General features: G+C 59.0%; 40 protein-coding genes. 14 read left to right on the plus strand and 26 right to left on the minus strand.

The genetic code is table 11. The annotated features are described in order from the left end of the window. Positions 1-6 precede the first annotated feature (6 nt). The 4 genes from ASF66_RS00735 (at position 7) to queF (ending at position 4,155) form a co-directional block, all read left to right on the plus strand. Positions 7-1,257, plus strand: coding sequence for a lipoprotein-releasing ABC transporter permease subunit (locus ASF66_RS00735; RefSeq protein ID WP_056842306.1), 1,251 nt, complete (start codon positions 7-9; stop codon positions 1,255-1,257). Positions 1,258-1,264: 7 nt separating this feature from the next. Continuing rightward, positions 1,265-1,948: a lipoprotein-releasing ABC transporter ATP-binding protein LolD gene (gene lolD / locus ASF66_RS00740; protein ID WP_177331277.1), complete on the plus strand. Its 684-nt coding sequence runs from the start codon at positions 1,265-1,267 to the stop codon at positions 1,946-1,948. A 28-nt stretch (positions 1,949-1,976) separates the two neighbouring features. Beyond that, positions 1,977-3,221: a lipoprotein-releasing ABC transporter permease subunit gene (locus ASF66_RS00745; protein ID WP_056843386.1), complete on the plus strand. Its 1,245-nt coding sequence runs from the start codon at positions 1,977-1,979 to the stop codon at positions 3,219-3,221. A gap of 103 nt (positions 3,222-3,324) precedes the next feature. Beyond that, on the plus strand, positions 3,325-4,155 hold the full coding sequence (queF, locus tag ASF66_RS00750) for an NADPH-dependent 7-cyano-7-deazaguanine reductase QueF (RefSeq protein WP_056842308.1): 831 nt from the start codon (positions 3,325-3,327) through the stop codon (positions 4,153-4,155). 49 nt (positions 4,156-4,204) lie between these two features. Here the strand turns inward: queF and ASF66_RS00755 are convergent, their stop codons facing one another. Further along, a complete protein-coding gene (locus ASF66_RS00755; protein WP_049859971.1) occupies positions 4,205-4,468 on the minus strand; it encodes a DUF4404 family protein in 264 nt (87 codons plus the stop codon). Between the two features lie 272 nt (positions 4,469-4,740). On the opposite strand from ASF66_RS00755, the gene ASF66_RS00760 reads away from it, so the two are divergent. Next, on the plus strand, positions 4,741-5,442 hold the full coding sequence (locus ASF66_RS00760; RefSeq protein WP_049859972.1) for an MlaA family lipoprotein: 702 nt from the start codon (positions 4,741-4,743) through the stop codon (positions 5,440-5,442). Positions 5,443-5,497: 55 nt separating this feature from the next. Here the strand turns inward: ASF66_RS00760 and ASF66_RS21810 are convergent, their stop codons facing one another. Continuing rightward, positions 5,498-5,800 carry a PilZ domain-containing protein gene (locus ASF66_RS21810; protein WP_082223604.1) on the minus strand — a complete coding sequence of 101 codons (303 nt, stop codon included), beginning with the start codon at positions 5,798-5,800 and terminating at the stop codon, positions 5,498-5,500. A 287-nt stretch (positions 5,801-6,087) separates the two neighbouring features. Between ASF66_RS21810 and rssB the strand changes: the two genes are divergently transcribed. After that, positions 6,088-7,272: a two-component system response regulator RssB gene (gene rssB, locus ASF66_RS00770; protein WP_049859974.1), complete on the plus strand. Its 1,185-nt coding sequence runs from the start codon at positions 6,088-6,090 to the stop codon at positions 7,270-7,272. Beyond that, complete coding sequence (gene rssC / locus ASF66_RS00775; protein ID WP_043190372.1) at positions 7,269-7,751, plus strand: anti-sigma factor antagonist RssC; 483 nt, start codon at positions 7,269-7,271, stop codon at positions 7,749-7,751. Before rssB ends, rssC begins: the two co-directional genes overlap by 4 nt. 74 nt (positions 7,752-7,825) lie before the next feature. Here the strand turns inward: rssC and tal are convergent, their stop codons facing one another. Both tal and dusA read right to left on the minus strand, forming a co-directional pair. After that, a complete protein-coding gene (gene tal / locus ASF66_RS00780) occupies positions 7,826-8,755 on the minus strand; it encodes a transaldolase (RefSeq protein WP_049859975.1) in 930 nt (309 codons plus the stop codon). A gap of 180 nt (positions 8,756-8,935) precedes the next feature. Continuing rightward, positions 8,936-9,946 (minus strand): tRNA dihydrouridine(20/20a) synthase DusA, encoded by a 1,011-nt coding sequence (gene dusA / locus ASF66_RS00785; RefSeq protein ID WP_056842310.1) that lies wholly within the window; start codon positions 9,944-9,946, stop codon positions 8,936-8,938. Between the two features lie 97 nt (positions 9,947-10,043). Here dusA and ASF66_RS00790 point away from each other — a divergent pair, with 97 nt between their 5' ends. Next, entirely contained in the window at positions 10,044-11,174 is a 1,131-nt protein-coding gene (locus tag ASF66_RS00790) for a site-specific integrase (RefSeq protein WP_056842311.1), read from the plus strand. Here ASF66_RS00790 and ASF66_RS00795 read toward each other — a convergent pair. The 7 genes from ASF66_RS00795 to ASF66_RS00825 form a co-directional block, all read right to left on the minus strand. Continuing rightward, the gene (locus ASF66_RS00795) at positions 11,157-11,438 is read right to left on the minus strand and encodes a pyocin activator PrtN family protein (RefSeq protein WP_056842312.1); all 282 of its coding nucleotides are present in this window, start codon (positions 11,436-11,438) and stop codon (positions 11,157-11,159) included. The genes ASF66_RS00790 and ASF66_RS00795 overlap by 18 nt on opposite strands. Before the next feature lie 35 nt (positions 11,439-11,473). Then, a complete protein-coding gene (locus ASF66_RS00800) occupies positions 11,474-11,968 on the minus strand; it encodes a hypothetical protein (protein WP_056842313.1) in 495 nt (164 codons plus the stop codon). 54 nt (positions 11,969-12,022) lie between these two features. Then, positions 12,023-12,253: a hypothetical protein gene (locus ASF66_RS00805; protein WP_056842314.1), complete on the minus strand. Its 231-nt coding sequence runs from the start codon at positions 12,251-12,253 to the stop codon at positions 12,023-12,025. Next, a complete protein-coding gene (locus ASF66_RS00810; RefSeq protein ID WP_056842315.1) occupies positions 12,250-12,432 on the minus strand; it encodes a DUF1382 family protein in 183 nt (60 codons plus the stop codon). Before ASF66_RS00810 ends, ASF66_RS00805 begins: the two co-directional genes overlap by 4 nt. Continuing rightward, positions 12,429-12,806: a phage protein NinX family protein gene (locus tag ASF66_RS00815; protein WP_056842316.1), complete on the minus strand. Its 378-nt coding sequence runs from the start codon at positions 12,804-12,806 to the stop codon at positions 12,429-12,431. The genes ASF66_RS00810 and ASF66_RS00815 overlap by 4 nt, the downstream gene beginning before the upstream one ends. Next, a complete protein-coding gene (locus tag ASF66_RS00820; protein WP_056842317.1) occupies positions 12,803-13,543 on the minus strand; it encodes a hypothetical protein in 741 nt (246 codons plus the stop codon). The genes ASF66_RS00815 and ASF66_RS00820 overlap by 4 nt, the downstream gene beginning before the upstream one ends. Before the next feature lie 313 nt (positions 13,544-13,856). Next, complete coding sequence (locus ASF66_RS00825) at positions 13,857-14,051, minus strand: hypothetical protein (RefSeq protein ID WP_056842318.1); 195 nt, start codon at positions 14,049-14,051, stop codon at positions 13,857-13,859. 98 nt (positions 14,052-14,149) lie between these two features. On the opposite strand from ASF66_RS00825, the gene ASF66_RS00830 reads away from it, so the two are divergent. After that, entirely contained in the window at positions 14,150-14,467 is a 318-nt protein-coding gene (locus ASF66_RS00830; RefSeq protein ID WP_056842319.1) for a hypothetical protein, read from the plus strand. Here ASF66_RS00830 and ASF66_RS00835 read toward each other — a convergent pair. Continuing rightward, positions 14,462-15,187 (minus strand): hypothetical protein, encoded by a 726-nt coding sequence (locus ASF66_RS00835; protein ID WP_056842320.1) that lies wholly within the window; start codon positions 15,185-15,187, stop codon positions 14,462-14,464. The two genes, ASF66_RS00830 and ASF66_RS00835, sit on opposite strands and share 6 nt — an antisense overlap. 129 nt (positions 15,188-15,316) lie before the next feature. Between ASF66_RS00835 and ASF66_RS00840 the strand changes: the two genes are divergently transcribed. After that, positions 15,317-15,610 (plus strand): hypothetical protein, encoded by a 294-nt coding sequence (locus ASF66_RS00840; protein ID WP_056842321.1) that lies wholly within the window; start codon positions 15,317-15,319, stop codon positions 15,608-15,610. After that, positions 15,607-16,068 (plus strand): PIN domain-containing protein, encoded by a 462-nt coding sequence (locus tag ASF66_RS00845; RefSeq protein ID WP_056842322.1) that lies wholly within the window; start codon positions 15,607-15,609, stop codon positions 16,066-16,068. Before ASF66_RS00840 ends, ASF66_RS00845 begins: the two co-directional genes overlap by 4 nt. A 78-nt stretch (positions 16,069-16,146) precedes the next feature. Here ASF66_RS00845 and ASF66_RS00850 read toward each other — a convergent pair whose 3' ends face one another. Both ASF66_RS00850 and ASF66_RS00855 read right to left on the minus strand, forming a co-directional pair. Continuing rightward, complete coding sequence (locus ASF66_RS00850) at positions 16,147-17,157, minus strand: DNA-methyltransferase (RefSeq protein WP_056842323.1); 1,011 nt, start codon at positions 17,155-17,157, stop codon at positions 16,147-16,149. A gap of 66 nt (positions 17,158-17,223) precedes the next feature. Then, on the minus strand, positions 17,224-17,514 hold the full coding sequence (locus ASF66_RS00855) for a hypothetical protein (RefSeq protein ID WP_056842324.1): 291 nt from the start codon (positions 17,512-17,514) through the stop codon (positions 17,224-17,226). Between the two features lie 407 nt (positions 17,515-17,921). Between ASF66_RS00855 and ASF66_RS00865 the strand changes: the two genes are divergently transcribed. Then, positions 17,922-18,458 (plus strand): NYN domain-containing protein, encoded by a 537-nt coding sequence (locus ASF66_RS00865; protein WP_056842326.1) that lies wholly within the window; start codon positions 17,922-17,924, stop codon positions 18,456-18,458. On the opposite strand, the gene ASF66_RS00870 is transcribed toward ASF66_RS00865, so the two are convergent. The 7 genes from ASF66_RS00870 to ASF66_RS00895 form a co-directional block, all read right to left on the minus strand. Then, positions 18,418-18,780, minus strand: coding sequence for a hypothetical protein (locus ASF66_RS00870; RefSeq protein ID WP_056842327.1), 363 nt, complete (start codon positions 18,778-18,780; stop codon positions 18,418-18,420). The two genes, ASF66_RS00865 and ASF66_RS00870, sit on opposite strands and share 41 nt — an antisense overlap. A 72-nt stretch (positions 18,781-18,852) precedes the next feature. Further along, the gene (locus tag ASF66_RS00875; RefSeq protein ID WP_056842328.1) at positions 18,853-19,584 is read right to left on the minus strand and encodes a hypothetical protein; all 732 of its coding nucleotides are present in this window, start codon (positions 19,582-19,584) and stop codon (positions 18,853-18,855) included. Next, complete coding sequence (locus ASF66_RS00880) at positions 19,581-20,447, minus strand: ATP-binding protein (protein ID WP_056842329.1); 867 nt, start codon at positions 20,445-20,447, stop codon at positions 19,581-19,583. Before ASF66_RS00880 ends, ASF66_RS00875 begins: the two co-directional genes overlap by 4 nt. An 11-nt stretch (positions 20,448-20,458) precedes the next feature. Then, complete coding sequence (locus tag ASF66_RS22365; RefSeq protein ID WP_156463100.1) at positions 20,459-20,602, minus strand: hypothetical protein; 144 nt, start codon at positions 20,600-20,602, stop codon at positions 20,459-20,461. 7 nt (positions 20,603-20,609) lie between these two features. Then, positions 20,610-21,953, minus strand: a complete 1,344-nt coding sequence (locus ASF66_RS00885) for a hypothetical protein (RefSeq protein ID WP_330219428.1) — start codon at positions 21,951-21,953, stop codon at positions 20,610-20,612. Next, positions 21,950-22,144, minus strand: coding sequence for a hypothetical protein (locus tag ASF66_RS00890; RefSeq protein ID WP_056842331.1), 195 nt, complete (start codon positions 22,142-22,144; stop codon positions 21,950-21,952). The genes ASF66_RS00885 and ASF66_RS00890 overlap by 4 nt, the downstream gene beginning before the upstream one ends. Next, positions 22,141-22,383, minus strand: coding sequence for a hypothetical protein (locus ASF66_RS00895; RefSeq protein WP_056842332.1), 243 nt, complete (start codon positions 22,381-22,383; stop codon positions 22,141-22,143). Before ASF66_RS00895 ends, ASF66_RS00890 begins: the two co-directional genes overlap by 4 nt. Positions 22,384-22,418: 35 nt before the next feature. Here ASF66_RS00895 and ASF66_RS22370 point away from each other — a divergent pair, with 35 nt between their 5' ends. Beyond that, entirely contained in the window at positions 22,419-22,559 is a 141-nt protein-coding gene (locus tag ASF66_RS22370) for a hypothetical protein (RefSeq protein ID WP_156463101.1), read from the plus strand. A 54-nt stretch (positions 22,560-22,613) separates the two neighbouring features. Here ASF66_RS22370 and ASF66_RS00900 read toward each other — a convergent pair whose 3' ends face one another. The 5 genes from ASF66_RS00900 to ASF66_RS00920 all read right to left on the minus strand — a co-directional run bounded on the left by ASF66_RS00900 (position 22,614) and on the right by ASF66_RS00920 (position 26,526). Beyond that, on the minus strand, positions 22,614-23,066 hold the full coding sequence (locus ASF66_RS00900) for a hypothetical protein (RefSeq protein WP_056842333.1): 453 nt from the start codon (positions 23,064-23,066) through the stop codon (positions 22,614-22,616). Between the two features lie 187 nt (positions 23,067-23,253). Then, positions 23,254-23,514: a hypothetical protein gene (locus tag ASF66_RS00905; RefSeq protein ID WP_177331278.1), complete on the minus strand. Its 261-nt coding sequence runs from the start codon at positions 23,512-23,514 to the stop codon at positions 23,254-23,256. A 752-nt stretch (positions 23,515-24,266) separates the two neighbouring features. Beyond that, positions 24,267-25,154, minus strand: coding sequence for a hypothetical protein (locus ASF66_RS00910; RefSeq protein WP_056842335.1), 888 nt, complete (start codon positions 25,152-25,154; stop codon positions 24,267-24,269). 3 nt (positions 25,155-25,157) lie between these two features. Beyond that, positions 25,158-25,949 (minus strand): hypothetical protein, encoded by a 792-nt coding sequence (locus ASF66_RS00915; RefSeq protein WP_056842336.1) that lies wholly within the window; start codon positions 25,947-25,949, stop codon positions 25,158-25,160. Next, on the minus strand, positions 25,921-26,526 hold the full coding sequence (locus tag ASF66_RS00920; protein ID WP_056842337.1) for a helix-turn-helix domain-containing protein: 606 nt from the start codon (positions 26,524-26,526) through the stop codon (positions 25,921-25,923). The genes ASF66_RS00915 and ASF66_RS00920 overlap by 29 nt, the downstream gene beginning before the upstream one ends. A gap of 89 nt (positions 26,527-26,615) precedes the next feature. Between ASF66_RS00920 and ASF66_RS21815 the strand changes: the two genes are divergently transcribed. Beyond that, positions 26,616-26,792 (plus strand): transcriptional regulator, encoded by a 177-nt coding sequence (locus ASF66_RS21815; RefSeq protein ID WP_236707056.1) that lies wholly within the window; start codon positions 26,616-26,618, stop codon positions 26,790-26,792. Positions 26,793-26,797 lie beyond the last annotated feature (5 nt).

A 26,797-nucleotide genomic window follows, 5' to 3' on the forward strand; every position in this document is an offset into this window, starting at 1 on the left:
CCCTACATGTTCAGACCTCTTTTCGTTTTCATTGGCGCGCGCTACACCCGTGCCAAGCGACGCAATCATTTCGTGTCGTTCATCTCCCTCACCTCGATGATCGGTCTCGCCCTGGGCGTGGTCGTGATGATCGTCGTGCTGTCGGTCATGAACGGCTTCGATCATGAGATGCGTACCCGCGTGCTGGGCATGGTCCCCCACGCTACCGTCGAATCCGGCCAGCCCATCGCCGACTGGCCAGCCCTGGCCGCGCAGGTTCGGCAGAATCCGCAGGTGGCGGCGGTCGCGCCGTTCACCCAGATGCAGGGTTTGCTGACCCATGACGGGCAGGTCCAGAAGATTCTGCTCAATGGCATCGATCCTGCCCAGGAGCACAACGTCTCGATCATCGACGCCTTCGTGAAGCAGGGCAGGGTCGATGACCTCAGGCCCGGCGAATTCGGCCTGATGATTGGCGACAAGGCCGCGACCAAGCTGGGCGTCGGTGTCGGCGACAAGGTGACCTTCGTGGCACCGGAAGTCACCGTCACTCCGGCCGGCATGTTCCCGCGCATGAAGCGCTTCACCGTGACCGGCATCTTCCACGTCGGCGCCGGCGAACTGGACGGCTACCTGGGCCTGGCCAACCTCGAAGACCTGGGCAAGCTGCACCGCTGGAAAGCCGGTGAGGTGCAAGGCTTGCGTCTGAAGTTCGAGGACCTGTTCCAGGCGCCGCGTGTGTCCTGGCAGATCGCCCAGCAGCTGGGCGACCAGACCTACTATGCCCGCGACTGGACCCGCACCCACGGCAATCTCTATCAGGCCATCGGCATGGAAAAAGCCATGATCGGCCTGCTGTTGCTGCTGATCGTCGCCGTGGCCGCGTTCAACATCATTTCCACACTGGTGATGGTGGTCAACGACAAGAAGGGCGACATCGCCATTCTGCGCACCCTGGGCTCGACGCCGGGGCAGATCATGCGCATCTTCATGGTCCAGGGCACGGTGATCGGCGTGGTCGGCACTTTGATCGGCGCCGCTGTCGGCATTCTTGCGGCCTTGAACGTGAGCGCCGCCATTGCCTTGCTGGAAAAGGCCATCGGCCACAAGTTTCTCAACGCCGATGTCTACTTCATCGATTACCTGCCGTCGCAGCTCATGGCCAACGATGTGTTCATGGTCTGCGGCGCGGCGTTGGTCCTGAGTTTCCTCGCCACCTTGTATCCGGCCTGGCGTGCTGCGCGTACCCAGCCGGCGGAGGCGTTACGTTATGAGTGAGTCGGGCATGAGTGAACAAGCAGTATTGAGTTGTCGCAACCTGGGCAAGTCCTACGAGGAAGGCCCGGAATCCGTGGTTGTGCTGGACAACCTGCAACTGGAGCTGCACGCCGGTGAGCGAGTGGCCATCGTCGGCAGTTCCGGCTCGGGCAAGAGCACCTTGCTCAACATGCTCGGCGGGCTCGATACGCCCAGCCGCGGCAGTGTCTGGCTGGCCGGGGAAGAGCTCTCGGCGTTGAACGAGCGGGCCCGTGGCCTGCTGCGCAACCGCGCTCTGGGGTTCGTCTACCAGTTCCACCACCTGTTGCCCGAATTCACCGCGCTGGAAAACGTCTGCATGCCGCTGCTGATCGGCAAGACTGCGATCCCCGAGGCCCGGCAGCGTGCTACCGCGTTGCTGGAGCGTGTCGGCCTGGGTCATCGGCTGCAGCACAAGCCTGCCGAGCTGTCGGGGGGTGAGCGTCAGCGCGTGGCGATTGCCCGTGCCCTGGTGAACACGCCTGGCCTGGTCATGCTCGACGAGCCCACCGGCAACCTCGACCACCATACGGCACAAGGCATTCAGGACCTGATGCTCGAACTCAGCGTGTCGTTGCGCACCGCATTTCTGGTGGTCACCCACGACCTGAGCCTGGCACGTCAGATGGACCGCGTGCTGCGCCTGGAAGATGGCCGTCTGGTGCCGATCTAGCTTCTTTTTTCTAATGGGTTACCTCTGCATGTTCAGACCCTTGTCAATCTTCGTCGGCTTGCGCTACACCCGCGCCAAGCGTCGCAAGAACTTCATTTCGTTCATCTCCATGACGTCGATGATCGGCCTCGCCCTGGGCGTGCTCGCGATGATCGTGGTGCTGTCGGTGATGAACGGCTTCCAGCGCGAAATGAGCTCGCGCATTCTGGGCATGGTGCCCCATGCCATGATCCAGGGCGTGAAACCGCTGGACGACTGGCGGCCGGTGGCTGCCGCAGCCATGAAAAACCCCGAGGTCCTGGCGGCCGTGCCGTTCACCGAACTCGACGGCATGCTGTCGTACAAGGGCATGATGCAGCCGATCCAGATCAGCGGTGTCGATCCGGCTCGCGAAGGTGAGGTGTCGATCGTCGCCGATCACATCGTCCAAGGCCGTCTGGACGACCTCAGGCCCGGTGAGTTCGGCGTCGTCATCGGCGAGATCACCGCCCGGCGCTTTCGCTTGAACGTGGGCGACAAGATCACCCTCATCGTGCCGGAAGTCAGCACTGCACCCGGTGGCATCACCCCGCGCATGCAGCGCTTGAACGTGGTGGGCGTGTTCAAGGTCGGCGCCGAGCTGGACGGCTCCATGGGCCTGATCAACGCGGCGGATGCGGCCGAGATGCAGCGCTGGCAGCCAGGTCAGGTGCAGAGCGTGCGGCTCAAGCTCAAGGACCTGTACACGGCCCCTGAAGTGAGCGCCGCCATCGTCAAGGGCCTGGGCACGGGCTACAAGGCCGACGACTGGACCCACACCCAGGGCAGCCTGTTCAGCGCGATGAAGATGGAGAAGACCATGATCGGGCTGCTGTTGCTGATGATCGTTGCGGTGGCGGCGTTCAACATCATTGCCACCTTGATCATGGTAGTGAACGACAAGGGCGCGGATATCGCCATCCTGCGCACCATTGGCGCCACGCCGCGGCAGATCATGGGCATCTTCATGGTCCAGGGCACGGTGATCGGCGTCGCCGGTACGGTGATCGGGGGCGTGCTGGGCGTGATCGCTGCGATCAACGTCAGCACCATCGTCGGCTGGCTGGAGCGCGTCACTGGGCAGCACATCTTCACCTCGGACGTGTACTTCATCAGCAACCTGCCATCGGAGCTGCAGGCAGGCGATGTCATGCTGATCTGCGGGGCTGGGCTGGTGCTGAGCTTTCTTGCGACCCTCTATCCCGCCTATCGGGCCTCGCAGATCGAGCCTGCGCACGCCTTGCGTTACGAATGAGCCATGGCAACGGTGGCGCGGTCCTGTGACCGCGCCGCCGTTGCCATGCAGGGCGGCGGCAAATTCGCTAGACTGATGCCGTTCATTCAGTCAGGTTTATGTCATGCACCCCGCAGCCGAACATTCCCCGCTGGGCAAGTCCAGCGAGTACGTTTCCACCTACACCCCCTCCTTGCTGTTTCCCATTCCTCGCGCCGCGAAATGGGCCGAACTGGGCCTGAGCGCCGACACCCTGCCCTATACGGGTGTGGATGTATGGAACTGCTTCGAGCTTTCCTGGCTGCTGCCTTCGGGCAAACCGGTGGTGGCCATCGGTGAGTTCAGCATTCCGGCGGATTCGCCGAACATCATCGAATCCAAGTCGTTCAAGCTGTACCTGAACTCGCTGAACCAGACGCCGTTCGCCTCGGTGGACGCGCTCGAGAAGGTGCTGGTGCAGGACCTGTCCGGCGCAGCCGGCAAGCCGGTGGGCGTCAAGGTGCGGCGGTTGGGGGAGGTGGAGGCCGAAGGCGTGGTCAGCCTGCCGGGGGTGTGCATCGATGATCTGGATATCACGGTCAGCAGCTACGATCACCCGCAGCCGGAACTGCTGCGTTGCGATCCGGCCAGGATTGTCGAGGAGTCCCTGCACAGCCATCTGCTGCGGTCCAACTGCCCGGTCACCAGTCAACCGGACTGGGGCAGTGTGTGTATTACCTACACCGGCGCTGCGCTGGACCATGCCAGCGTGCTGGCCTACCTGGTCAGCTTTCGCCAGCATTCGGATTTTCACGAGCAGTGCGTGGAACGGATCTTCACTGATCTGCAGCGCCTGCTGCAGCCGCAGAAGCTGACCGTGTTCGCCCGCTATGTGCGGCGCGGCGGCCTGGACATCAACCCTTACCGCAGCACCGAAGCACTGGATTTCGCCAACGGTCGACTTGTGCGCCAGTAACGCGGCGATTCAACAGCCGCTGGGAACGGCGGCTGTAGGGGTATCGCGCTCAGATGCCGATGTTGCCAAGGGTCTGGACAATGTTGCGCAACGCGCCGGCTACGCCTGGGTGATCGACTTCGAAGCGCTCCACGGCCAGGTTCACGTTGTCGGCGACCGAATTGTCGGCGGTGGCGTTTTCAAGTTCCATGCGCGCCTTGATCTGTTCCATCAAGGCGCGCATGTCTTCGCGCTCCTCGAGCGACAGCGTCTGGTTCTTGTCCAGTTGCTCGCGCAGTTCATCGAGCTGTTCTTGCAATTCGCGGGCTGGCATGACGTTCTCCTTGAGTGATAGGCACTTACATGGACCGCACCCGGTGCGCAAAGGTCCGTATCGACCCTGTCTGATTCGCAGTTGGCAGGGTTGCGAACCCGTCCGCGAGTGAACTTGAGGGCAGCCCGGAAGTCTGGCATGGGTACGTTCGGAACCTGGCATCCACCTGCGATCGCAAGTGCACTGCCTAATCGGGTCTGGACGCCTTATACTGGCTCACAAATTTTTGGACGGTCGCCTGCGACCGAATCGTATCTCAAGGAGTAACCTGTATGCGTCTGACCGGTTCAGCTGTGATAGACCGAGTGGCTGGAGCCTGTCTGCTCCTTGGACTTGCCGTGGCCCCCATGGTCGCCCAGGCTGCAGAAGAAGATCCATGGGAGCCGGTCAACCGTGCGATCTTCCGGGTCAACGACACCCTGGACACCTATGCACTCAAGCCTCTGGCTCAGGGCTACCAGTGGATCACCCCGCAGTTTCTGGAAGACGGCATCCATAACGTGTTCAGCAACATCGGCGATGTCGGCAACCTGGCCAACAACGTCATGCAGCTCAAGCCTGCGGCGGCCGGTACCGATACGGCGCGCTTGATCTTCAACACCACCTTCGGCCTGTTCGGCTTCTTCGATGTGGGCACCAAGATGGGCCTGCAGCGCAGCGACGAAGATTTCGGCCAGACCCTGGGCTACTGGGGTGTGAGCAGCGGTCCTTACGTGGTTCTGCCCCTGCTGGGCCCAAGCACCGTTCGCGATGCGTTCGCCAAGTACCCTGACACCTACACCTCGCCTTACCGCTACATCGACCATGTACCGACCCGCAACACGACACTGGGCGTAAATGTGGTCGATACCCGCGCCAGCCTGCTGTCGGCGGAAAAGCTCATCAACGGCGACAAGTACATCTTCCTGCGCAATGCCTATCTGCAGAACCGCGAGTTCCGCGTCAAAGATGGCCAGGTGGAAGACGATTTTTAATTGTAACCAGGCATGAAAAAGGCGACCCGAGGGTCGCCTTTTTCATGCCTCGCATTCACTCCATGCTGAGCGTATGCAGGCCTATGGTCTGCGCGCCTTCGTGCCCCGAATCTTCCACGCGTATCACTTCGGCCTGAACGTTGAGGTCGGTGAGGGTAGGGTGGTTCGAGGGCAGATGGACGCTGACCTGGTCCCCAACCCGCAACTGGGTGCGTGCTTCCAGCTGCATACCGGTGCTCGAAAGATCCTTGCATACGGCGGGAACTACAACGTCGCCAACCCGAAGGTCGACCTGGGCATCCACGGTCATGCGGATGAAATCACGTTTCTCACTGTAGTCACGATCATTGACGCTCATGGCTTGTCCTTCGATCTGGTTGCTATTGTTGACGTTTTTATAACCAAGGGTGATTTGCCGGGCGAGCCGCTCTGGCTCGTGTCGCAACACCCTTGAAACGCTTGCCGGATGGGAGTACCGTCTGCGCCTTACAAGGCACCTCTGCATCCGCATGCGCAGGGCACCCAGCGCTTGTATTCGCCTCTGCGAGAGGCTAGAAGTAAAGGTAGGCGATCCATTGCTGTCTTCGCCAGGTTTTACTTTGCTGACCTACTTACGACAACCAATTTCTGGCGCCGTTTGCCCACATGCAGAAAACCAGTGCAACGCTGCTGATCATCGATGACGACGATGTGGTGCGCGCAAGCCTTGCGGCCTACCTCGAAGACAGCAGCTTCAGCGTGCTGCAGGCGAACAATGGCCTGCAGGGCCTTCAGGTATTCGAGCAACAGCAGCCCGATCTGGTCATCTGCGACCTGCGCATGCCGCAGGTCGGTGGCCTGGACCTGATTCGCCAGGTGACCGAGCTGTCGCCGGATATCCCCGTCATTGTGTTGTCCGGTGCCGGTGTGATGAACGACGCCGTCGAAGCACTGCGTCTGGGCGCTGCGGACTACCTGATCAAACCTCTCGAAGACCTCGCCGTTCTGGAGCATTCGGTTCGGCGCGCACTGGATCGCTCCCGGTTGTTGCTGGAGAACCGGCGCTATCGCGAGAAGCTGGAAACGGCCAACCGTGAACTGGAGGCCAGCCTGCACCTGTTGCAGGAGGACCAGACCGCCGGCCGCCAGGTGCAGATGAACATGCTGCCGCAGAACCCCTGGAGCACCGACGGGTTCAGTTTCGAGCACCAGATCATCCCGTCGTTGTACCTGTCGGGGGATTTTGTCGATTACTTCAGGGTCGACGAGCATCGCGTGGCGTTCTATCTGGCCGATGTCTCGGGCCATGGCGCTTCATCGGCATTCGTCACGGTGCTGTTGAAATTCATGACCACGCGCCTCATGTTCGAATCACGGCGCGGTGGTTCGATGCCCGAGTTCAAGCCATCGGACGTGCTGGGCCATATCAATCGTGGTCTGATCAACACCCGCCTGGGCAAGCATGTCACCATGGTCGGCGGCGTGATTGACGAGCACACCGGGTTGCTGACCTACAGCATAGGCGGGCATCTGCCGCTTCCCGTGTTGTACACCCCTGAACGGACGCGTTACCTGGAAGGGCGTGGTCTACCGGTCGGCCTGTTCAATGAAGCCACCTACACCGATCACGTCATGGCGTTGCCGGAGCAGTTCAGCCTTACCCTGTTTTCCGATGGGATACTGGACCTGCTGCCGGGTGAGACGCTGAAGGAAAAAGAAGCTGCATTGCCTGAGATCGTCAGCGCAGCGGGCGGCAGCCTGGATGGCTTGCGGCAAACGTTTGGACTGGCCACACTTGGGGAGATGCCGGATGATATCGCCCTGATGGTGCTGAGCAGGAACCTTGCATGAGTACTGGTAGAATCCAGTTTGCGGAACAAAGCGGCACGTTCGTGTTGAAATTCGTGGGAGAGGTGCGCCTGACGCTTTGCTCGGCGCTGGATGCGACGATCGAGCGGATCTTCACCGCTCTGGATTTCTCCGCCATCGTCATCGACCTGACCGAAACCCGCAGCATCGACAGCACCACCTTGGGCTTGCTGGCCAAGCTGTCGATCATGTCCCGACAAAAAGTGGGATTGCTGCCGACCGTGGTGACGACCCACGAGGACATCACGCGCCTGTTGCAGTCCATGGGGTTCGATCAGGTGTTCAACATCGTTGGCCGTCCTATTCCGTGCCCCGACTGCCTTACCGATCTGCCTTCGCAGGACCTTTCCGAAGATGTCGTAAGGTCCAAGGTGCTGGAGGCGCACAAGATCCTCATGGGCCTGAACGAGTCCAACCGCGAAGCCTTCCATGACCTGGTCAACGCCCTCGAGCGCAGCTGAGACTTCCAGGCAGTGCTTCCGGCCACAAAAAAGGCGACCTTGCGGTCGCCTTTTCCATGTGTCGCCGTACTGAATCAGGAGACCTTGGCGGTGAGCAGGGTTTCCAGCTTCTCTTGGTCACGCGCAAACTGACGAATGCCTTCGGCCAGTTTTTCGGTGGCCATTGCGTCTTCGTTCGATGCCCAGCGGAACTGAGCCTCGGTCAGGATCTGCTTTGGCTCGCTGGCATTGCCAGGCTTGAGCTTGCGCTCCAGGGTGCCTTCATCTTCCGCCAGCTTGTGCAGCAGCTCCGGGCTGATGGTCAGGCGATCGCAACCGGCCAGTTGTTCGATCTGGTTGATGTTGCGGAAGCTGGCGCCCATGACCACGGTGTCGTAGCCGTTGGCCTTGTAGTAGTTGTAGATGCGCGTTACCGACTGCACGCCTGGATCTTCGGCACCGGTGTATTCCTGGCCGGTGGACTTCTTGTACCAGTCGTAGATGCGACCCACGAACGGCGAAATCAGGAACACGCCAGCATCGGCACAGGCCTGTGCCTGAGCGAAGGAGAACAGCAGCGTCAGGTTGCACTGTATGCCGGCTTTTTCCAGCTTCTCGGCGGCACGGATGCCTTCCCAGGTGGAGGCCAGTTTGATCAGGACGCGCTCGCGGCCCACGCCGGCCTTTTCGTACAGGTCGATGATCTGGCTGGCCTTGGCCAGCAGAGCCTGTTCGTCAAAGGACAGGCGTGCGTCCACTTCGGTGGAAATACGGCCCGGGATGGCTTTGAGAATGCCGGTGCCCACGGCGACCGCGAAGGTGTCCGAGGCCAGGCCGACGTCACCGTTGCTGTCGCTGATGGTCTTTTGCAGCAAGTCCTTGTAACCGTCCAGGGAAGCTGCCTTGAGCAGCAGCGACGGGTTGGTGGTGGCGTCGACCGGCTTGAGTTTGGAGATGGCGTCGAAGTCGCCGGTGTCGGCGACGACGGTGGTCATTTGCTTGAGTTGTTCCAGCTTGGAAGTCATATGCGTGCTCTGTCCTTTGCGAATGGATGACGTTACCCGAGCGCTGCGTCTGGCTCAAGGGCCAACGGGGTGCAGCAGGGGAAAGGGCGGTGGTAGATCAACATTCGAGTGTCTTGCCGCGCGACGGTTCAATGGATCGAGTATGCGCTCCTCGCCAGGCCCTGGCGCACCGCCCAGCGATCAGCGACCTTCGAGCAGCGCCCCGGCCTGATCGAGCAGCGCCAGCGGATCATCGGTCTTGTGGATGTCCACCGACAGCAGTTGGCGAAATTTGCGCGCGCCGGGAAAACCGGTGCCCAGGCCCAGCATGTGCCGCGTGACGTGATGCATGGCACCGCCCGAGGCGATATGCGCAGCGATGTACGGACGCATCTGTCGCAACGCATCGAAACGACTGATCACCGGTGCGTCGCTGCCGAACAACTGCTGGTCGACCTGCGCCAACAGATAGGGGTTGTGGTAGGCCTCGCGACCCAGCATCACCCCGTCGAACGTCTGCAAGTGCTCGGTGCAGTCTTCCAGGGTCTTGATGCCGCCATTGAGGATCACTTCCAGGTCGGGAAAATCAGCCTTGAGGCGCTCGGCAACGTCATAGCGCAACGGCGGAATGTCGCGGTTTTCCTTGGGCGACAGCCCTTCGAGGATGGCGATGCGCGCGTGCACGGTGAAACTGCGACAGCCGGCCTCCCGCACCTGCCCGACGAAATCGCACAACGCTTCATAACTGTCGCGGCCATTGATCCCGATGCGGTGCTTGACCGTGACCGGAATCGACACCGCATCGCGCATGGCCTTGACGCACTCGGCCACCAGCGCCGGATGCGCCATCAGGCAGGCCCCGATCATGTTGTTCTGCACACGATCACTGGGGCAGCCCACGTTCAGATTGACCTCGTCGTACCCGTGCGCCTGCGCCATGCGTGCACACGCCGCCAAGTCGGCAGGCGTGCTGCCGCCCAACTGCAGCGCAATCGGATGCTCGGCCTCGTCGTAGCGCAGGAAACGCTCGTGGTCGCCATTGAGCAGGGCGCCGGTGGTGACCATTTCGGTGTAGAGCAGGGTGTGACGCGAGAGCAGGCGCAGGAAGTAGCGACAGTGGCGGTCGGTCCAATCCATCATCGGCGCGACAGAAAATCTCCTCACCACCGCATCTGTTGGGGATGGCTTTGTTTCTGCGGCTCCGGTCGACATTCTGCTATCTCTCATTCTCTACCATTTACTACTGTTTTTGCTTATTCTCCAAACCCCTTTGCTGAAATTCAGCAAGACAGTTGGAGGTTTCAGCAAAATGGGCTCTATCTCAGTCCGCAAGCGCAAGGACGGCTCGACCGCGTATCACGCGCAGGTCCGCATCATGCAAAAGGGCGTAACAGTCTATCAGGAAACCCAGACCTTCGATCGCAAGGCGACGGCCCAAGCCTGGATGAAGAAGATCGAGACCGAGATGGCGCAGCCAGGGGCTATCGAGAAATCGAAGCGTCACGGGGTGACCGTCAAGAAGATGATTGAGAAATACCTGCTCGAATACGGAAGGATCCGGCCTCTCGGCAAGACCAAAAGTGGAACCCTGATTGCAATCGGCAACACATGGCTGGGCGATATTGAAGACACAGCGCTCACCAGCCAGGTTCTGGTCGAGTATGCGAATCGACGAATGCAGGAAGATGGCGTGCTGCCGCAGACCGTTGGTAACGACCTGGCACACCTTGGATCGGTCCTGTCTGTCGCTCGTCCTGCATGGGGGTATGACATCGACCCCATGGCAATGCCTGATGCGCGGCGGGTACTGCGGAAGATGGGCGCAGTGTCCAAAAGCGGCGAGCGTGACCGACGCCCCGCCATTGATGAGCTCGAACGTCTCATCGACTTTTTCGTCAGGAAGCGTGAAGCACGGCAGCAGGAAATCGATATGGTCCGGGTGATCGCCTTCGCGCTGTTCTCCACCCGTCGCCAGGAAGAAATCACGCGGATCCGCTGGGATGCCATCGACGAGAAGCGTCAGTCGGTGCTGATCACTGACATGAAGAATCCTGGTCAGAAGCACGGCAATGACGTCTGGTGCCATTTGCCTGACGAGGCATGGAGCATCATGCAGTCCATGCCGAAAGTCGCTGCCGAGGTCTTTCCCTACAACGCCAAGTCGATATCAACGGCGTTCACGCGGGCCTGCAGCTTTCTGGAAATCAAGGACCTGCATTTTCACGACCTTCGCCACGACGGCATCAGTCGGTTGTTCGAAATGGGGTGGGATATCCCGAAGGTTGCCTCTGTATCCGGCCACCGGGATTGGAACTCGATGAGGCGCTACACGCACCTGCGGGGGAATGGCGATCCGTATGAAGGATGGCCGATGCTGGAGGGGGTAATATCGGGCCCCGTGATCGAGGCCCAGAAGAGGAAGTCACGAAACCCGTCGTAGGCCTTTACCCATCAACTTGCCGTGCTCGGTTTTGGCCTTTAGGTGCTGGGCGTCCAAGTAGTCAGCCAGGTCGTTGAGGTGCACACCGCGCGCCGCCTTCTGGCTGCTCTCCATGCGGATCAACGGCAGGTCGATTTCCCCGGCCGCCACCTTCATCTTCATCTTCTCAGGTGTGAGGTGGCTGAAGTAGTCCGTGCACACGCGCTCGAGCGGAATGATGGCCATGCCGTTGTACTGGGCCATCAGGAGAAACTTGGTATTCATGTGGTGCTCCGTGCCGCGCTTGGCGGAAGAACGGGTTAGTCGGATATCTTGGCCAGCACGGCGTCGGCAATCTTCATGGCCGCCTGGGCATCATTGACGTATGCGGGGTCGAATCCCCCGCATAGATGGATGGTGGCCTGGCAGGCCCGTAGGTTTTCGCGGGTCAGTTTCAGGGCTGCGACCAACTCTTCGCGTAGCGCACCTTCGGCGCGGCCGATATCCCAGAAGCGCTGACCCCAATGACCCTCTGGAGGCGGATTGGTGTTCTGGTGCCCAACGCCCATGGCGCCAACAGCTGCGTCGAGCAGGTCTCGCTTGTAGGCGTTGTCACCGTCGATGCTCAAGCCGCGTCGACGCAGGGCGCTGACCACCTCGTTTCTATCCAGACCCTGGTCTTCCAGAATGATGTCTCGCTCCGGCTCGCCCGGGGTGACAATGATCAGGGCCAGCTTGGCGCCTGGCAGGCAGTACTCGCTGAGTTTGATCAGGGCGTCGTTTGCTGCTTCGTGGAATCGCTGAACTGCTGACATAGGGATACCTCGCTTGCCAATCACCGGCAGGCTGCATAGATGGGAGGGGAGGGGTTACTGGATGCGGCCGGTCAAGCGCTCTCGCCAGGTAAGGCCGCGGGGCAGATGCTCGCGGTCGTCGATCTCGATCAGCGTGAAGTCATTGCTGTAGAAGCCGCGACGCCCTCGATGGATAAGCGCTGCCTCCATCTCGGCCTGCCGCTGATCGAGCGCCTCAAGCTGGATGACATCAAAGCCCCGGCTGTGAACGTGCCATTCGTGAAACACGGCGATGAAGCGGCTCATGACTGTTCCTGCTCGGCGGCTTGGGCCAGCCTTTCCAAGCGATCGGCGGACTGCGCCACAAGCGCATCATGATCGGCTTGGTCGAGGGCAGGCATGGGCACGAACAGGATGCCGGCCTTGACGTAGGTGTGGGCCACAACGGCGGCTCGGCGAAGGTCTGCTGGATTGGCTCGCTTCATTGGATCAACTCCTTGGGAACCTGCACGGTGTCGCCCAGCTTGGCGGCTACGATGGCGCGGCAGGCGGCAATCAAGTGGGAAGGTCCAGAAGCGGAGCCGCCCAAGTCGTCCAGTCCGACGCAAGCGAAAAAGCCATCTGGGTAAATGCCGAAGCCCATGCGGTGGCTGCGAATCAAAAGCCCGTCCACCGCCCAGTCAGTAGATGGCTGATAGTATTCCGTCCAACATCCGGAACCGCATGGCAGCTCGTAGATGCAGCAGATTGATCCAGCCGCCGTGATGCGCAAATCATCGGCTCCTGTTGCCTTGGCCACGGCCCAGTCAAGGGCGGCGCCGGCCAGGGTGCTGGTCTGTACCTCGAGCAGGTCGGTCATGACCTCTTGCTCCGAGCGACATCCTCATCGGTGACGATATGCGGAGTAACGTCCTTGATCGTGAAGAAGTCAGGCTGGCAATGCTTGCGCGCCCAGGCCTTCAAAGGTGCGAGCGCTATCTGCAGCTCTGCCTCGGCCGCCTTGCTGAGGTCTGGATAGGCATCAACCCATTCGCCAGCGTCGCTATCGCAGGCGTTTTCGTACATTCGCTCGGTCACATCTTCGGCATCTGGTAGGAAGCGAGCGGGGTCGTCCTTGCACACAACGCCTCGATAGACCGTGCCGCCTTCGTACAGTCCAAGCCTGAAGCTGGCCGGGTGCCCATCGCCGTCGCTGTCGTGGCCGTAGTTGTCCTTGAGCAGCTCCTCGAGGGTGTCGTAATCCCATGAGCCGTTTTCACCGTCCAGCGACCACCTTTCACCGGCCACGAGCGCCTCATAGGCAGGGACCAAGTTCGCGGCAGCTATTGGTAATGCGGCCTTGAATTGCTTGAGGTACTCAGCCTGTGTAGATCCCCAGCTATTAACCAGGCACTTGTCATCTACCGGATCACCTGAGTCTTCGGGATCATCAGATGGCTCACCTGGCACCATGAAAAACTCGCTCTCCACCGCGTGCAACAAATCGGAAAAGCGTTTGGTGTTTTCGATATTGACTAGAAGGGTAGACAGCTCATGGTTTGAGCTGAGACCGAACACATTATAAATGTGGGCCAGTTCCGGCCGATGCTTAGGCATGACTTCGTCCTCACCGCTACAGCGGCTGACTTTGAATTGAAGGGGAAGGGGTTACTTGGCGATGACGTCGGCGCTTGCGATGTAGCGGCCGATGATCATGCCGAGGGGAAGTTGTAGGCAGAGCCACACGATGACGCATTGAGCGGCTAGTAGGCTCATTGTTTCCTCGCTTGTGCATACCGCTGCTGGCGCTTCTTGGAGCAGGAGCGGTGGTTTCCGTGGGCGCGGTATTGGCCGCATTCGTCGCATACCCCGTTGAGTTCGAGGCAGGGCATAGGCATGGCGCGGGGTGTGGTGGTGCGGCGCAGGGCGGTCAAGCTGCCACCGCCTTCACTTCATCGATCACCGACTGCACACCGCGCGCAAAGGCCGCTGGCTTACCCTTCAAGCCACGCTCCAGGTAGTTGATCAGCTGCCGGTACCCGTCAGGCTTGCCGACGACGTTGTGCAGGTTGCGGATGGATTCGAGGGCCCATTCACGGCCTTCGCGGTAGAGGATGGTGCACATAGAGAGGCTCCAGAATTGTCACGTTTCTGTGCTGGCGCAACTGATGGATGTGAGGTATTTGTTTCCGACCGGCACTGTGTCGGATCAAGGAGAAGAGCTTGAAAACACCATTGGTTGATCATCTATGGACGAAAATTGCAGAGCGCGACGGAGTCGCTCGCGCTGTCACTGAGCAGAAGTTGCAAGAGTTGAAATCCATCGAAACAGCGATTGCTCTCCACGATGGCGCAGAAGCCGTGCACAACGTTCTGGCTTACGGCTCGATCCGGAGGGCTTTGGAGCGCTGCCTGCAATATCACCAAGGCGCAGAAGACATGGACGATGTCGATATGCTCATCTTTTACAACTACGCGACCCGTGCAGCCAAAGAGGCCGAAGACGTGATCGATAGAGAGCTCCCATATCTAGGGTTATAGAGCCATCTCTACCTGAGCCTCCCGCTGCCAGATCGGCGAACTGTTATAAGCTTCGATTCTGTCGGCGATAACACAGGCGCGCTGGCCGGCGGTGGGCGGGGCATACATCCCAAAACGGCTGATGCTTCCACCATTAACCGCGGCATTGGTGGAGTCAGCCGAAGCGAAAGGCAGGTGCTGGAAGATGGCTGGGTCGAGCATGCGAAGGCCGTGCAGGCGGCACGCTGGCCGGCCTTGGTCGTCGCAGATGGCGTCCATGGCCGCAGCCATTCGCTTCCACCACGCTGCTGTGCCGGGCGAGCGCCATTGCCCTGAACTGCCAAAGGCCACAATCGGCCACTCGCTGGCGAGCCGTTGCAAGCGCTCGAGCGATTCATGCAGATGCCACACCGGCACGCCACGCAGCGCCCTTGGCCACGCTGCGAGCAACGCATCGTTCGCCGCTTCATCCCCATCGATCACATCGGGGATCAACGCCCAATCGAAGCCTGGGTGCCGATGCCAGTCCTCAACCCAACGGGTATAGCCGTCGACGTCGAGAGTCCCGCCCTTGTTCCAGATGCTGAAGGCACCGTTGTCGAACACGAACGACTGGCAGACCTCTGCGACGATGCCCATGTCGTCCTGGCGCGGGAAGGGAACCAGGGCGTGCCGACCGGCAAGAAACCGTGCGCCGTCCTGGCGGGTGCCGCCGACCGGCGTGCCGTGGTAATGGATCATTGGTCTCTCCCCGAGCCTGCAGCGCGGTCTCCGGGGGACCATAAGTCGAGACCGGCGAACAAATCGATTGCTGTGGTCAATGTAGCCACCTACTGGTAAATTGAGGTTAACTATTTCGGATTTTTTGTGATGACTGAGATTTTGACTAAAGACGCTGTAAAAACTGCTGTTGCCGAAGTTGGCGATTTATTTGGCGATCAAGGCGTGTCTAACATTCTTCTTGAAGAGGTTGATAGGTCGGCGGATAGGGATTTCCTGATAACTATCGGGTTTGATAGGGATGTTAAAAGACCAAATATAGGGGCTTTAGGCGCGGCTCTGGCTGGGCTAGCAAGCAGGGAGCGAGTCTATAAAGTTGTCTGTTTAGAGTCGCAAACCGGCATGGTGAAATCTATTAAAGATCGTCTTATTGATCGAAAATGAAAGAAAAAGTTATCCTAGATACGAATCTTTTGTTGCTGCTCGCCGTAGGGGTATATAAGCCCGACTACATCCGGCTGCACAAGCGAACCGATACTTTCTCAGCGGATGACTTTGAGGTTCTCTTGCTAAGATTGCAGGATTCTGATATCGCCGTTACCCCAAATATCGCAACTGAGGCAAGCAATCTTCTATGGCAGACGAAGGACCCACATAAGCGAGAAATTCGTCAGGTGCTTTGTGAGCTCGTTAGTAACTTTGCAGAGCATTATGTCAAAAGTAGGGATATTGTAGTTGTTAATGAGTATAAAACCCTTGGGTTGACGGACTGTGGGATTCTGGAACTGGTTCAAGGTTCAGGCACAATCCTTACGGTGGATTTAGATCTTTACTTGGCAGCTCAACAACGCGGCATCCCTGTAGAAAATTTTAACCACAGCTACCGGATGTCTGGGCGGTAGCGATTGGACGGCTTGTTTGCGCGGTGCGCGGTCCGCCTGCCGAGGCGTTCAGCGTGATAGGTGAAGGTAGGGGGAGGGTCAGGCCGCTGGCGCTGAGTCGCGAAACACATCCATCTGCGCAGCGCCATCCAGCCAAGCGGCGTCGATCCGGGCGCGTGCCAATGCCGCGTATTCTGGGTTCAGCTCGCAGATGATCGAGCGTCGTCCTTCCTGCATCGAAACCAGCGACGTGGTACCTGCACCGCCGAATGGGTCCAAGACTACTCCGCCCCGTGGCGCGCCCGCCAAAATGCATGGCCTGATCAGCTCAGGCGGAAAGGTCGCAAAGTGGGCTCCCTTGAATCTTTGGGTCGGCACTCTCCAGACGCTACGCTTGTTGCGCTGGGCCCGAGGTCCGATTTTGTGAAGAGAGCCCCTGAGGTTTGAGTTCTGTGTTGCGCGTTCTCCAGGCAACGACTCAATGGGTGCAACGTTGCCGGGCCCGCGCGGCTCCAGCGCCTTTTCAGCGATGGCGGCTTGGTCGAAGTAGTAGTGACGCTGTTTGCTCAGCAGAAACAGATATTCATGGCTTCTGGTGCAGCGGTCACGCATGCTTTCAGGCATCGGATTGGGCTTTTGCCAAATGATGTCCTGGCGCAGATACCATCCGTCATCCTGCAGCGCAAAGGCGAGCCGCCACGGGATACCCATAAGGTCTTTCGGCTTCAGCCCGATCTCGCGGCCACGTACACCGGTCTTTGTGTCGAACGACGGGTGGTTATTGATCTGCCGAGCCGACACCACGCTTCGCCCGGCCATTTGACCGTTACCTTGTGGCCGCCCCTGCGCACCCCAACTCCCAGCGTAGCTATCGCCCATGTTGACCCAGGCCGTGCCGTCAGGGCGAAGCACCCGACGAACTTCCCGGAAGACCTCCACCAGTTGAGCGATGAATTTTAGCGGGGAGGCCTCAAGGCCAAGTTGTCCGTCGACCCCGTAGTCGCGCAGTCCGAAGTAGGGCGGGCTGGTCACGCAGGTGTGCACGCTCTCGTCCGGTAGCGTCCGCATCATCTCGATGCAGTCGCCGACCAGAATGCGGTGATTTTCCATGGATGCTCCAGGTAGCCGCCCGCCTGCCGAGGCGTTCAGCGTGATAGGTGAAGGTGGGGGTGATGGTCAGGCGCCGCGCAGCTTTGCAATCTCGTCGCGAGCCGGGCGGCGGTAGTTCAGCAGCCATGGCGGCATCTTGGTCAGCCTGCCATTGTGGGTAGCCCGGACGCTGGTGCCGATATCGGGCTGGTTTGGAAAAGCGTCGTCGTACTCATTGAGCAGCACAGCCATGCGCTCCTGCCACTCTTCTGGCATGTCCTGCATCAGCACGCGCGGAAGGACAAGAAAGCTCGCATAGCTGAGGCCGAACCAGCAGGCCAGGTCTTTGCGTTGGTCAAAATCAACCGATTGGCTCATGGCAATCTCCATTGCAGGCGCCGCCCTCCGTATCCGGAAGGAGGCGAGACTGGTTAAAATGATTGTTTTGGTCTGGATGGCACAGACATGGACACAAGGACGAATGAGGCAAAGCCCCTGAGCTACAAAGGGCATACAGTCAGAGCCTTCGTTCACTGGACGAGTGGATCTGGGGAATCGCATCCGCTGCGCATCATCAATGTGGTTGTTGGCATGAAGACCAAGGTTATCTATGGGCCTTGGGAGTCCAATGAGGCTGCCATCGAGGCAGTGCTGAAAGCAGCCGGCGAAATTCTCGACTCTTCACCTCACGCCGTGCTCGGCCCTCCGATATCTCGGTGAGTGGCAAATAGGGATGGGGTGGGCTATAGATATTAGCCGGCATTGGGCCGGATCAAGGAGCGAAAATGGCAAATCTGGTTTACGTGGACAATTCAAACGTATGGATTGAAGGGAAGCATGTCGCAGCCTACGCGAACGGTCTGGCGCCAAGCGTTTGGGATGCAGTGACTAACAAAATCTGCGACAACAGCTGGAACATAGATTTCGGAAAGCTTTTCGCTTTCGCCGGAGGTGATAAGGCAGATGTCAGAAAAGCTGCGCTGTTTGGGTCCCGGCCGCCGCAAAATGACTCTGTTTGGGACGCTGCCCGGAGAAACGGATGGGATGTAACAACGTACGATCGCAATGTTGCAAATCACGAGAAGAAGATTGATACCGATATCGTCGCGACCATGATCGAAGACTCGTTTCTTGTTCTACAGCCTGGCGACGAAATCACACTTGTTGCTGGGGATGCAGACTATGTCCCTGCCATTGAGAAGCTGAAAGCACGCGGCATTTCCGTCCATGTCGTCTTTTGGAAGCATGCCTCTCGCGAGCTAAGGCAGGTTGCCACGAAATTTATAGAGCTCGATTCATATCTTGATCATCTTTCTCGCTAATAGGGGCTAGTACTTCATCCCCCGGATCCTGCTGAATCATCAGCATGCTCTTCCGTTCGAAAGCCAGCGCCACAATCCGCGAAGGTCGGTATTCGTGGCGCGGCACTTCCAGCAACGGCAGTGCCCGATCAGGCCCTAGTTCATGCAGCCGATGAATCATCAGGGTTAGCGCCTCGCCCTGTTCCTCGATGCCCGCCCACCGCATCAACTCGGCCAGAGCCTGCTTGGTGCCTGGCCGAACCTTCAGCCGCAGATCCTCTTCCTGCAGCCTGGCCGCTTTGTCGTGCCGGCGCTGGTCCCGCTCTTTCTGTGTCATACCCATCGCAAGGCTCCGTCAGTCCGCTGGGCGGGATGTGAAATTGTTCCACCCGGCGACGCCAGGCTTTCTGCTTGATCATCCCTTCCTCGGCTTCGTAGTGCGCAGGGGAAAGTCGATGGCGTACTGGTCGACGATGCGGGAGAGGACCTTCTGAGTGATGCCGATCTGTTCGGCCGCATTGCGTCGTGTGCATCCGCTGGGAAGCAGAGCTTTGATCTTCGCGACGATCGCCAACTCGTCCTCAATCTTGGTGCGGGTGCCGAAGCGGATCTTGTAGTCAGTCGAGATCCGACGGATGCGGCCGCGACGCACGCCCAGCGCTTCGGCAATCTCAACCTGGCCCATGCCTTGGTTGCACATCTCGCGCACCTGGGGGGCGAGCTTGGCATCGAGAGCGCGCTCCGCTTCGTGGCTTCGAGCGAAGACCATCTTGTTCTCCGAGGCAATCCGGCTTAGGCGGTGCTGGGACACGCCCAAAGCCTTTGCCGCCTCGACCAGGCCTACGTCCAGGTAGGCAGTCAGCTTCGCGGCGATACCGTCCTCGAACGCTTTCTTGCGAGCCTTGTTCGCCGCCTTGATTGCAGCATTTCGCTTGGATGCCGGGGAAGGTGCACCATCCGATGGGCGATCAAATCGCACAGAAGTGGACTGGATGCTTTCGCTGTTGAACCGGGTTGGGTTGAACAGGCTTCGGCTGATAGGCACTACCTCTACCACTCGGCCGGCCTCGTAGTCCGCCATCGCCCGAGCAAGCCAAGCGCGTTCGGTGTCCTTCTGCTGAATGCTGCTGAGCTCAAGGCTGATCATGCTGACTGCTCCAATGGTGTGAGCTCAACTTTCCGCTTGTCCTTCGCTGCAACCACCTGAACGACCAGGTCGTCGAACCCAATCGCAATTGCCTTGGCAGCATTGAAGGCCGACTGGAGCCCAGCCATGTCGGTAGCAGTGGCAATATCCGCAAGGGCATCAATCAGTAGTTCCTTGGCGCGCGCTTCCGGACTGACGCCTGAGTTGAGCCAGGCCAACAGCTTCTGGCCTGTTGCCTCGGTGATCAGCTCCGGCTTGTCGAACAGCTTCGTTCGATCTTTGCTGGCCATCGCGGTGTGCACGTCGTGTGTCAGATCCAGCACCACGGTGAACTCGTAGTCGGTGCCGTCGCGCTGTTCCGACTTCATACCCAGCTTCACGATCTTTTTGCCCTCACCCTGGACTGTTTCCGTCTTGCTGCGCATGGTGCAGATGACGTGAAGGGTGCTGGTCAGGATCTTGTTGGTCAGCTGACGGTGCCGCGGCGTAGTTTCGTTCCAAGCAGCCCAGGTGTTGCCTCGAAACTTCTGGTGGGCGAGCGCCTCATTCGATTCCAGGCAGCCACCTGGCCCGGTCCACTCATGTGAGTAGCTATCGATGATCAGCACGCTGTAGCCAGCTGCCTCGGCGGCGGTGATGGCTTCAACGTATCGTTCAGGCGAGAAGGGCGCCTGCAGCTCCAGAACATCGAAGTCGGCAATGTCGGAGTAAAGCGAGGCACTGCCCTGTTCGGTGTCGATGACCGCGATCCGTCCGCCCAGACCTTTGGCCATGAGCAGGGCGGAGTAGGTTTTTCCTGAGCCCGACGGCCCGGCAAGTGCCAGCCGTAGCTTGGCCTGCTTGCGTTCAGCTTTCTTGAACATGAGTGGTTGCCTCAGTTGGCGTTGTTTTCCCATTCCCGCTCGATCAAGCGGGCTTCGTCTTCGTATGCGGCGCGGTCGTCGCCAGTGAATTGCTCAGGTGCGAACTCGCCGACCTGGGCCCAATCGAGATGGGCGGCCATGCGTGGTGTGCTCATGGGGTGCTCAGTAAGCGATGGTGATTGCCGGGATCTGCTTGCTGGCAATCAGTGTGATGGCCTGCTTTGCGCAAGCTTCGGTCATGCCGTGGTTCAGGAAAGCTGCGATGGCGGCACGGTTGATGGCGCGTCGATGCTCCACATCAGCCTCGCGCAGCCTTTCCTGCCGGATGATCTCTTCAGCAGCTGCCTTCTGGCGCGCAAGCTCGTCGAGTCGGGCCTGCTCCACAGCTTCAGCGTGTCGACGTTCAGCGGCGATTCTGTTTTGCTCGGCGCGCTGCTCAGCGGCCAGGCGATCCGCTTTTTCCTGTGCTGCTGCGCGCTCGGCTTGCTCGGCCTGGAGCTTCAACTGCAGCTCGCGCTGTGCTGCGGCTTCGCGCTCAGCTTGTGCTCTTTGATCGGCTTCGCGTTGGACTCGCGCCGCTGCTTCAAGGGCAATGGCAGCTTCATGCTCGGCGCGTTCCCGCTCAGCTTTTTCAGCATTGAAGCGAGCGATCTCGGCCAGCTCGGCTTCATGCTTTTGCCGCACTGCCAGAGTTTCACGAAGCGTCTTCAGCGAGTCGTCTTTGGCGCGCGCTGCCTCGGTTTCGAACTCTTGCCACCGATAACCCAGCTCAACCGCCTCGACCATTTCGATGCGGCCCAGCAGGTCGTCAACGATGATCCCTTCAAGGTCGGAGGCCAGCACAGTAATGCGCAGGATCGCGTCACGGTGACGATCGATCCGAGCATCTTCTGCCGCCTGCCAGTCATCCAGCGGCTTGCGCACTTCCTTTTTCCAAAGCTCCAAGGTGTCCCATACGCGCTTGCGCTCTGCGTCGATCTTCTTCGGGAGCTCCTTCTGCTTGGCAGACAGCGCCTTTCCTACCGCTTCGAGAGCTGTCTTGGACTTGGCAATCTGATGCGCCATCGACGCGTACCGATCACGACCCTTCTGCGTGGTCAACTCAGGTAGCGTTTTGTTGAACTCGTCTACCTTCAGCCGGACCTGCTGCAGCCAGGGCTCAAGGCCTTTATCAGTGGTGAATACCTGGAGCGCCGTTTCAGCAGGCGGCACTTCTGCCAGCTCTTTGGATTGGGTCATGCTGACTCCTTGCGCTCCATGTTGAGCGTCGTCATGGGTTAGGGGGCCGCCGCCACAAACACTCTGCATCTGGCGAATGGCGTGGTTCATACGGTCCGGCAGTCCGGCCAGTCGCTTTCGCTCGGCGGCCTGTTTCCGTGCAGCGATAAGTGCGTTGTTTTCGTCGTCGAACCAGTCGTCAACGAATACGGTTGAGGGCTCTGCAGCCATTCGCCGATCGCTTTCGAGCGCTTGGAAGCTGTCCGCATAGCTCTCATTGACGTTCATTGCCGGCCACCGCCGATCCGATACCTCAGAACGTGAAGGCGCCGGCCGTTCGGTGCAGGGTCTTCATACTGCTCGACTGGGGCGCCGTAGAATCCGCGCCGCTCGGCCAGCCGGTAGGCATCACGCATGTCGAACGCGCTGAAGTCCTCCAGCTGCTCGTCTCGGGTGCTTTTAACCAATGGGGTAGTCATGCGACCTCCCTACGACTTGAGCAGCAGAGAAGGGCTATTCGGCGTGTGCGTACCGCACGGATGCGCTGATGCATGAGGGTGGATTCCTCGTGCGTGATATCGCCGGCAAAGAATGCGTAGGACACCAGCCCCGCTGCCCATCCCAGTTCATGCTCAAACCCGAGCTCGTGCTCACGCGCCATGTTGCTTGCAGCTTCGATGTGGGCGTCGAAAGCCGACCTGGCTGTTCTGTTGATCATGCGCGAATACTCCTGAGCATCTGCCGCGCCAATTCATGAGCGTGCGCAGCATCAGCCAGGCACTGCTGGGCGTACTTGAAGTCGCAAGCGACCATGAAGCTGCGCGCTCGGGCGGTGTGGCTGAATGCAACGTCAAAGCACTGCTGGACCGCCGACCGTGGCCAAGCTTGGCGTGAGCGGCGGCGCGGAAGTTTTTCCAGGCGTTTGGCCATGGTGGTGTCCTCGGTGGGTTATGCCGCTGAAGCCATCAGCACCGCGTAGGCATCCAAAGCTTCTTGTTTGGTGTCGCCGAATGCGTAGTTGCTGGAGGCCTGGAGGTCTTCGAAGCCTTCGCCGACTACGCACCACGCAGTTCCGTCCTTCATCACGCGGACCTTCCACCATGGCTTCTGGAAGCCATCGCTGTTGCATTCGTTGCAGGCCCAAGTGCCTCCGTAGACAAAGCCGGGGGTTCTACACTTGCCGTGCGGAAAGGGATGAACGAAATAGACTTTTCCTGCTGCGATCTTTTTATCGGCGGCCCACCATCCCTGCTCACGCTCCCAGCGGTACGCTCCGCGGATAGCGCTGTGGAGCTCTACACCCTGAATCCGGGAGTTGAAGCCACCCGCGACGTGCGGCCCGCAAGCTGCGATGTTTGGAAAGTCTTGAGCGAACAGAATGGCTTTCGGTTGCTTGTTCATTGATCGATCCTCTGACCGCATTGGTCGGATGCCAGGCAACAGGGACCAAGCTGGGCGTGAATAGCCAGCCTGGCACCCGCCGATGCGGTCGTATGGGTTGGGGTGGGGTTAATGCAGGGGGCCGCGTTGCGCGGTGCAGAGTCGTCCGCATCCCGCTGCGCACTCGCTGAATGCGCAGGAGGATGGTTCAGTCCATCATGATCGGATTGGCCAATGCATGATCCATGGCTTCGGACTTGGCGATTTCACTGTCCAAGAACCGAATCAGGTATGGCATCACCGTGTCGACTTTGCCGTCGGGGAACTCGACGATGGCTACCGTGTAGTTACCGGGGCCAGCTTCGAACTCTTCGTAGCCGGAGCCCCAACCGTGAAACTTGCCTTCGCGATCATCATCAAGCCCTTCGAGCCTCCGTCCGAGCGAGTCATGAATCGTCTTCATCGTCATTACTGGTCGCACTGTCTTGCCCTCCTTTGATTTCCCGTCTGGCCCTGTTGCCAAGGCCAGCCAGTGAAATCTGGTGCCGGTCTTTTCCCGGCTGTCATCCAGTCCTCGGCACTGGCGCCGCTCCGTGCCCGCTGCTGATTGCAGGCCGTGAGCCGTCGATGGTTTGGGCGGTGAGCTTCCTCCCCAGGGCGTTAATCAACATCTGTTCGCCTTGGATCGCGGGCCTATACAACATGCATGCTGCAGCTCGTTTGCCCGGATGAGTGGGGCAGGGTGCATGAGGTCCGGCGCTCCCAGCCGAAGCTATCGGGGGCGCTAATTCGATTCGGTCTTTCTGAGCCCCGTTACGTGCCACGGTGGCCTTGGCTGCCTAACGGCTATCTCCGCCACGCTAAATCGCCGGATTCATATCACTGCCCGCTGCCGCAACTGGCGTCACATCGGGTGGCTGTGCGTGGTTTCGCTTGCCCTCATATGGGACAAGGCCAGTTCCAGAGCTGGCATGGGATCGACTGTTTGTTGCTCGCACTTACCTGTGAAGGGGTAGTCGGTCGCGAGGATCTTGGCGGTGGTAAAGAGCGGACCGATCCGCGGAGGGCCTCGTGAGGGGCTGTTGCGTCTCGATGGGTGAACATTACAACCTAGAATTGTAGCCTGCAACTTAAAATTGTAGCTTGAGGCGAGATAAATTGTAGCCCCTGTAAAATCAGGGGCTTGCGGATTGCGGAGCGGGATTGGAATTCAGACCAAGGTTAAGCTGCGCGCTCGTAATCGATGATTGCGGCAGCGGCCTCTTCGGCACCGTAGAAAACGTGAGGCTCTATACCTTCCTCAAGGCTTTGGCGCTGCAGGTCCTCAAGGCTCTGCTCGTACTCGCTTATCAGGGCAGGGTCAAACCGGTCCAGATCCTTGGGCGTCCAAATGAACAGGGTGCACTTATTTTGCGGGGCATCCTCAACCTTGTATTTCACGAGGTGCAAATCCCATAGCCTGCTCTTGGCGCCGTCTACATGCCTGCTTATCTGCTTGGAAGGCTTGATCTTCGCAAGGCTGGCGGCCATTCGGTTTCCGGCAAAGAAAAGACTTCCCCTGGAGCCCTGCATGGCCTGCGTATGGAGAGGCAGATTGAAGCGATCCTTAAGCCTGGGCAGGATGCCAAGCACGCGATCTTGAATATCGGAACGTAGCTGACCAAGATTCAGCTCGTAAGCGACAGGATCGTCAGAGTCATCATCTTCTTCCACCAAAGCATCTGAATGGACTGTAGAAAGGCTCGAGCTAAGGCTCGATGCTTGCTGGAGTATGTGGCTCATATTCTCCCCGAGCCCCATACGCACCTTCCCAATGACAACGCCGTGTATGCCGCAAGAAAAAGGCCCGGTAAACCCCGATTTCGCATAGTCAAGCGCACCCGAAAGAGCCATAGACATCATGCGCTGCATACCGGCCGCCGAGGCACCATAGAGGCACTTTAGGGCTTTTTCGCTGATAGTTAAGCATCCATTCACCTCGTCACCGGACGAGGCTACGACTGCTATTGTCAGCCTCTCACCGGACTGCACTATGGGTTCGAGGTAAACTGGAGCCCACCTCGCCTCATACTCGGGGAAGCTTGGGAAATCAGAGAGATCTGGGAGCATCCTTTAGACCGCCATGGTTTTCTGTTTGATGCCAAGCGCTCCGTCCATTAGAGCACTCATGTGCTGCACGCGCGATTCGAGAAAGTCTACTACCCGGTCGACGTGGATCTGGTCTACCTGACAGTAATGAGGCTGACTCGCTGCAGCATGAGCCCGGAAGTCCGCAGTATAAACAGGAGCGGAACGGTCCTTCAGTTTTTTGGATGCCTGGTGGCGCTCAAATTCTGAGACCTCTCCGAGCACCATGCCAAGCAGATGGTTCCTAATGTTTTGGCTAGCCTGCAGCGAAGGCGAGGCCAGCGCCTCCTCATGATCTATGAGCCAGATTGCCCCATCACCGCCAATCAGCATATTCCTCAGATTTCTATCTGTGTTGGCCAAAAGCTCATCAAAGACAATTGCCGCATGCAGGTGTGACCACTTGTTCAGGAGATGGGAAACCTTGTCAAAATTTATGACCCTGCTTATTGGTACCGCGTTGGTGTCAACGCTAGCGAGCACAATGCATTTGCCCGAGCCTCGTCCGACGTCTATCCCGCGCGCTATCGCTAAGGCGGTCAGCGGTATTGGCAGCCCGAAATATCTTCCAATACTCGCACTCATGGTTTCCGCAAAAAGTCGCTCAGCGGGCAGAACCTTAACGTATGCGTGTAGGTCCCGGCGGTAGCCCTTAAGCCCACTGATGGTTCCGTAAAATAGAGGATGCTGACCCTTGATATCAGGGTCATCCACAGCCTCCCCTTGGAGGTAGAGAGCAAGGGGGATATCAGCCGATACTGGTTTTGCGCTTTCCATGCTTGATCTTTTCGTCCTTTTCCACTGATTTACTTAATCCATGGCCAATCATCTTTAGGAGATCATCTGCATCACCGCCCTGGTCCGCAGTTGTGAACGCGGCTTCAGCTAGCCCATCCAAGTGCTCCGGCAAATTCGGAGCAGATGGCTGGATTGATCTATTTTTCTCGATCAGTGCGGACGCGAGCTTTGCCAAGAGCAAAAGGTCGCTTCGTGTCAGCATTGCCGTCTCAAATCCCTCCGCAAGCACTCCACCGATAACTGGTACTGACCTCAGCGAAGCAAGCTTAGAAGCGCCAGATCGCCTTTGCAGCTCGTCGTGAATTTCGTCTCCGCTTACCCCTTCACTCTCGACAAGGTGGGTGATGGAAACGCCAAGAACGATGGCTAGTGATTCGAGCTTCTTTGGTCTGGGGATGTTTTTGTCTGACTCCCAGGCCTGTACTGACTGGGGAGTGACCTTTAGCGCGCGCGCTAGCTCGGACTGATTCAGCCCGGCCTTCTCTCTAGCGGCAGCAATACGTTTTCCAATAGTTCTCATAATCAGAACTGTACAACCACCAGTTGTAGGCAGCATTTCAATTCTCAGTTGTAAATAAATTTGCGTGGTTGTAACCTTGCGTTGTAATCCAAATTTCAGAGGTAGTTATGAGCCAGAACGCCGCAATGCGTGCAGCTGAGGCAGCCGGAAGCCAGTCCGCATTGGCCCGCGTTCTCGGCTGCACGCCTCAAAACGTCCAGAAATGGTGCGCCAGTGGGCGCATACCGGCAGAACGGGTACTAAGAGTTGAGCAGGCTACTGGTGTGCCACGGCATGAGCTTCGCCCCGACCTCTACCCATAAAAACC

The sequence above is a fragment of the Pseudomonas sp. Leaf129 genome (genome assembly GCF_001423465.1).
Taxonomy (GTDB): Bacteria; Pseudomonadota; Gammaproteobacteria; order Pseudomonadales; family Pseudomonadaceae; genus Aquipseudomonas; species Aquipseudomonas coleopterorum.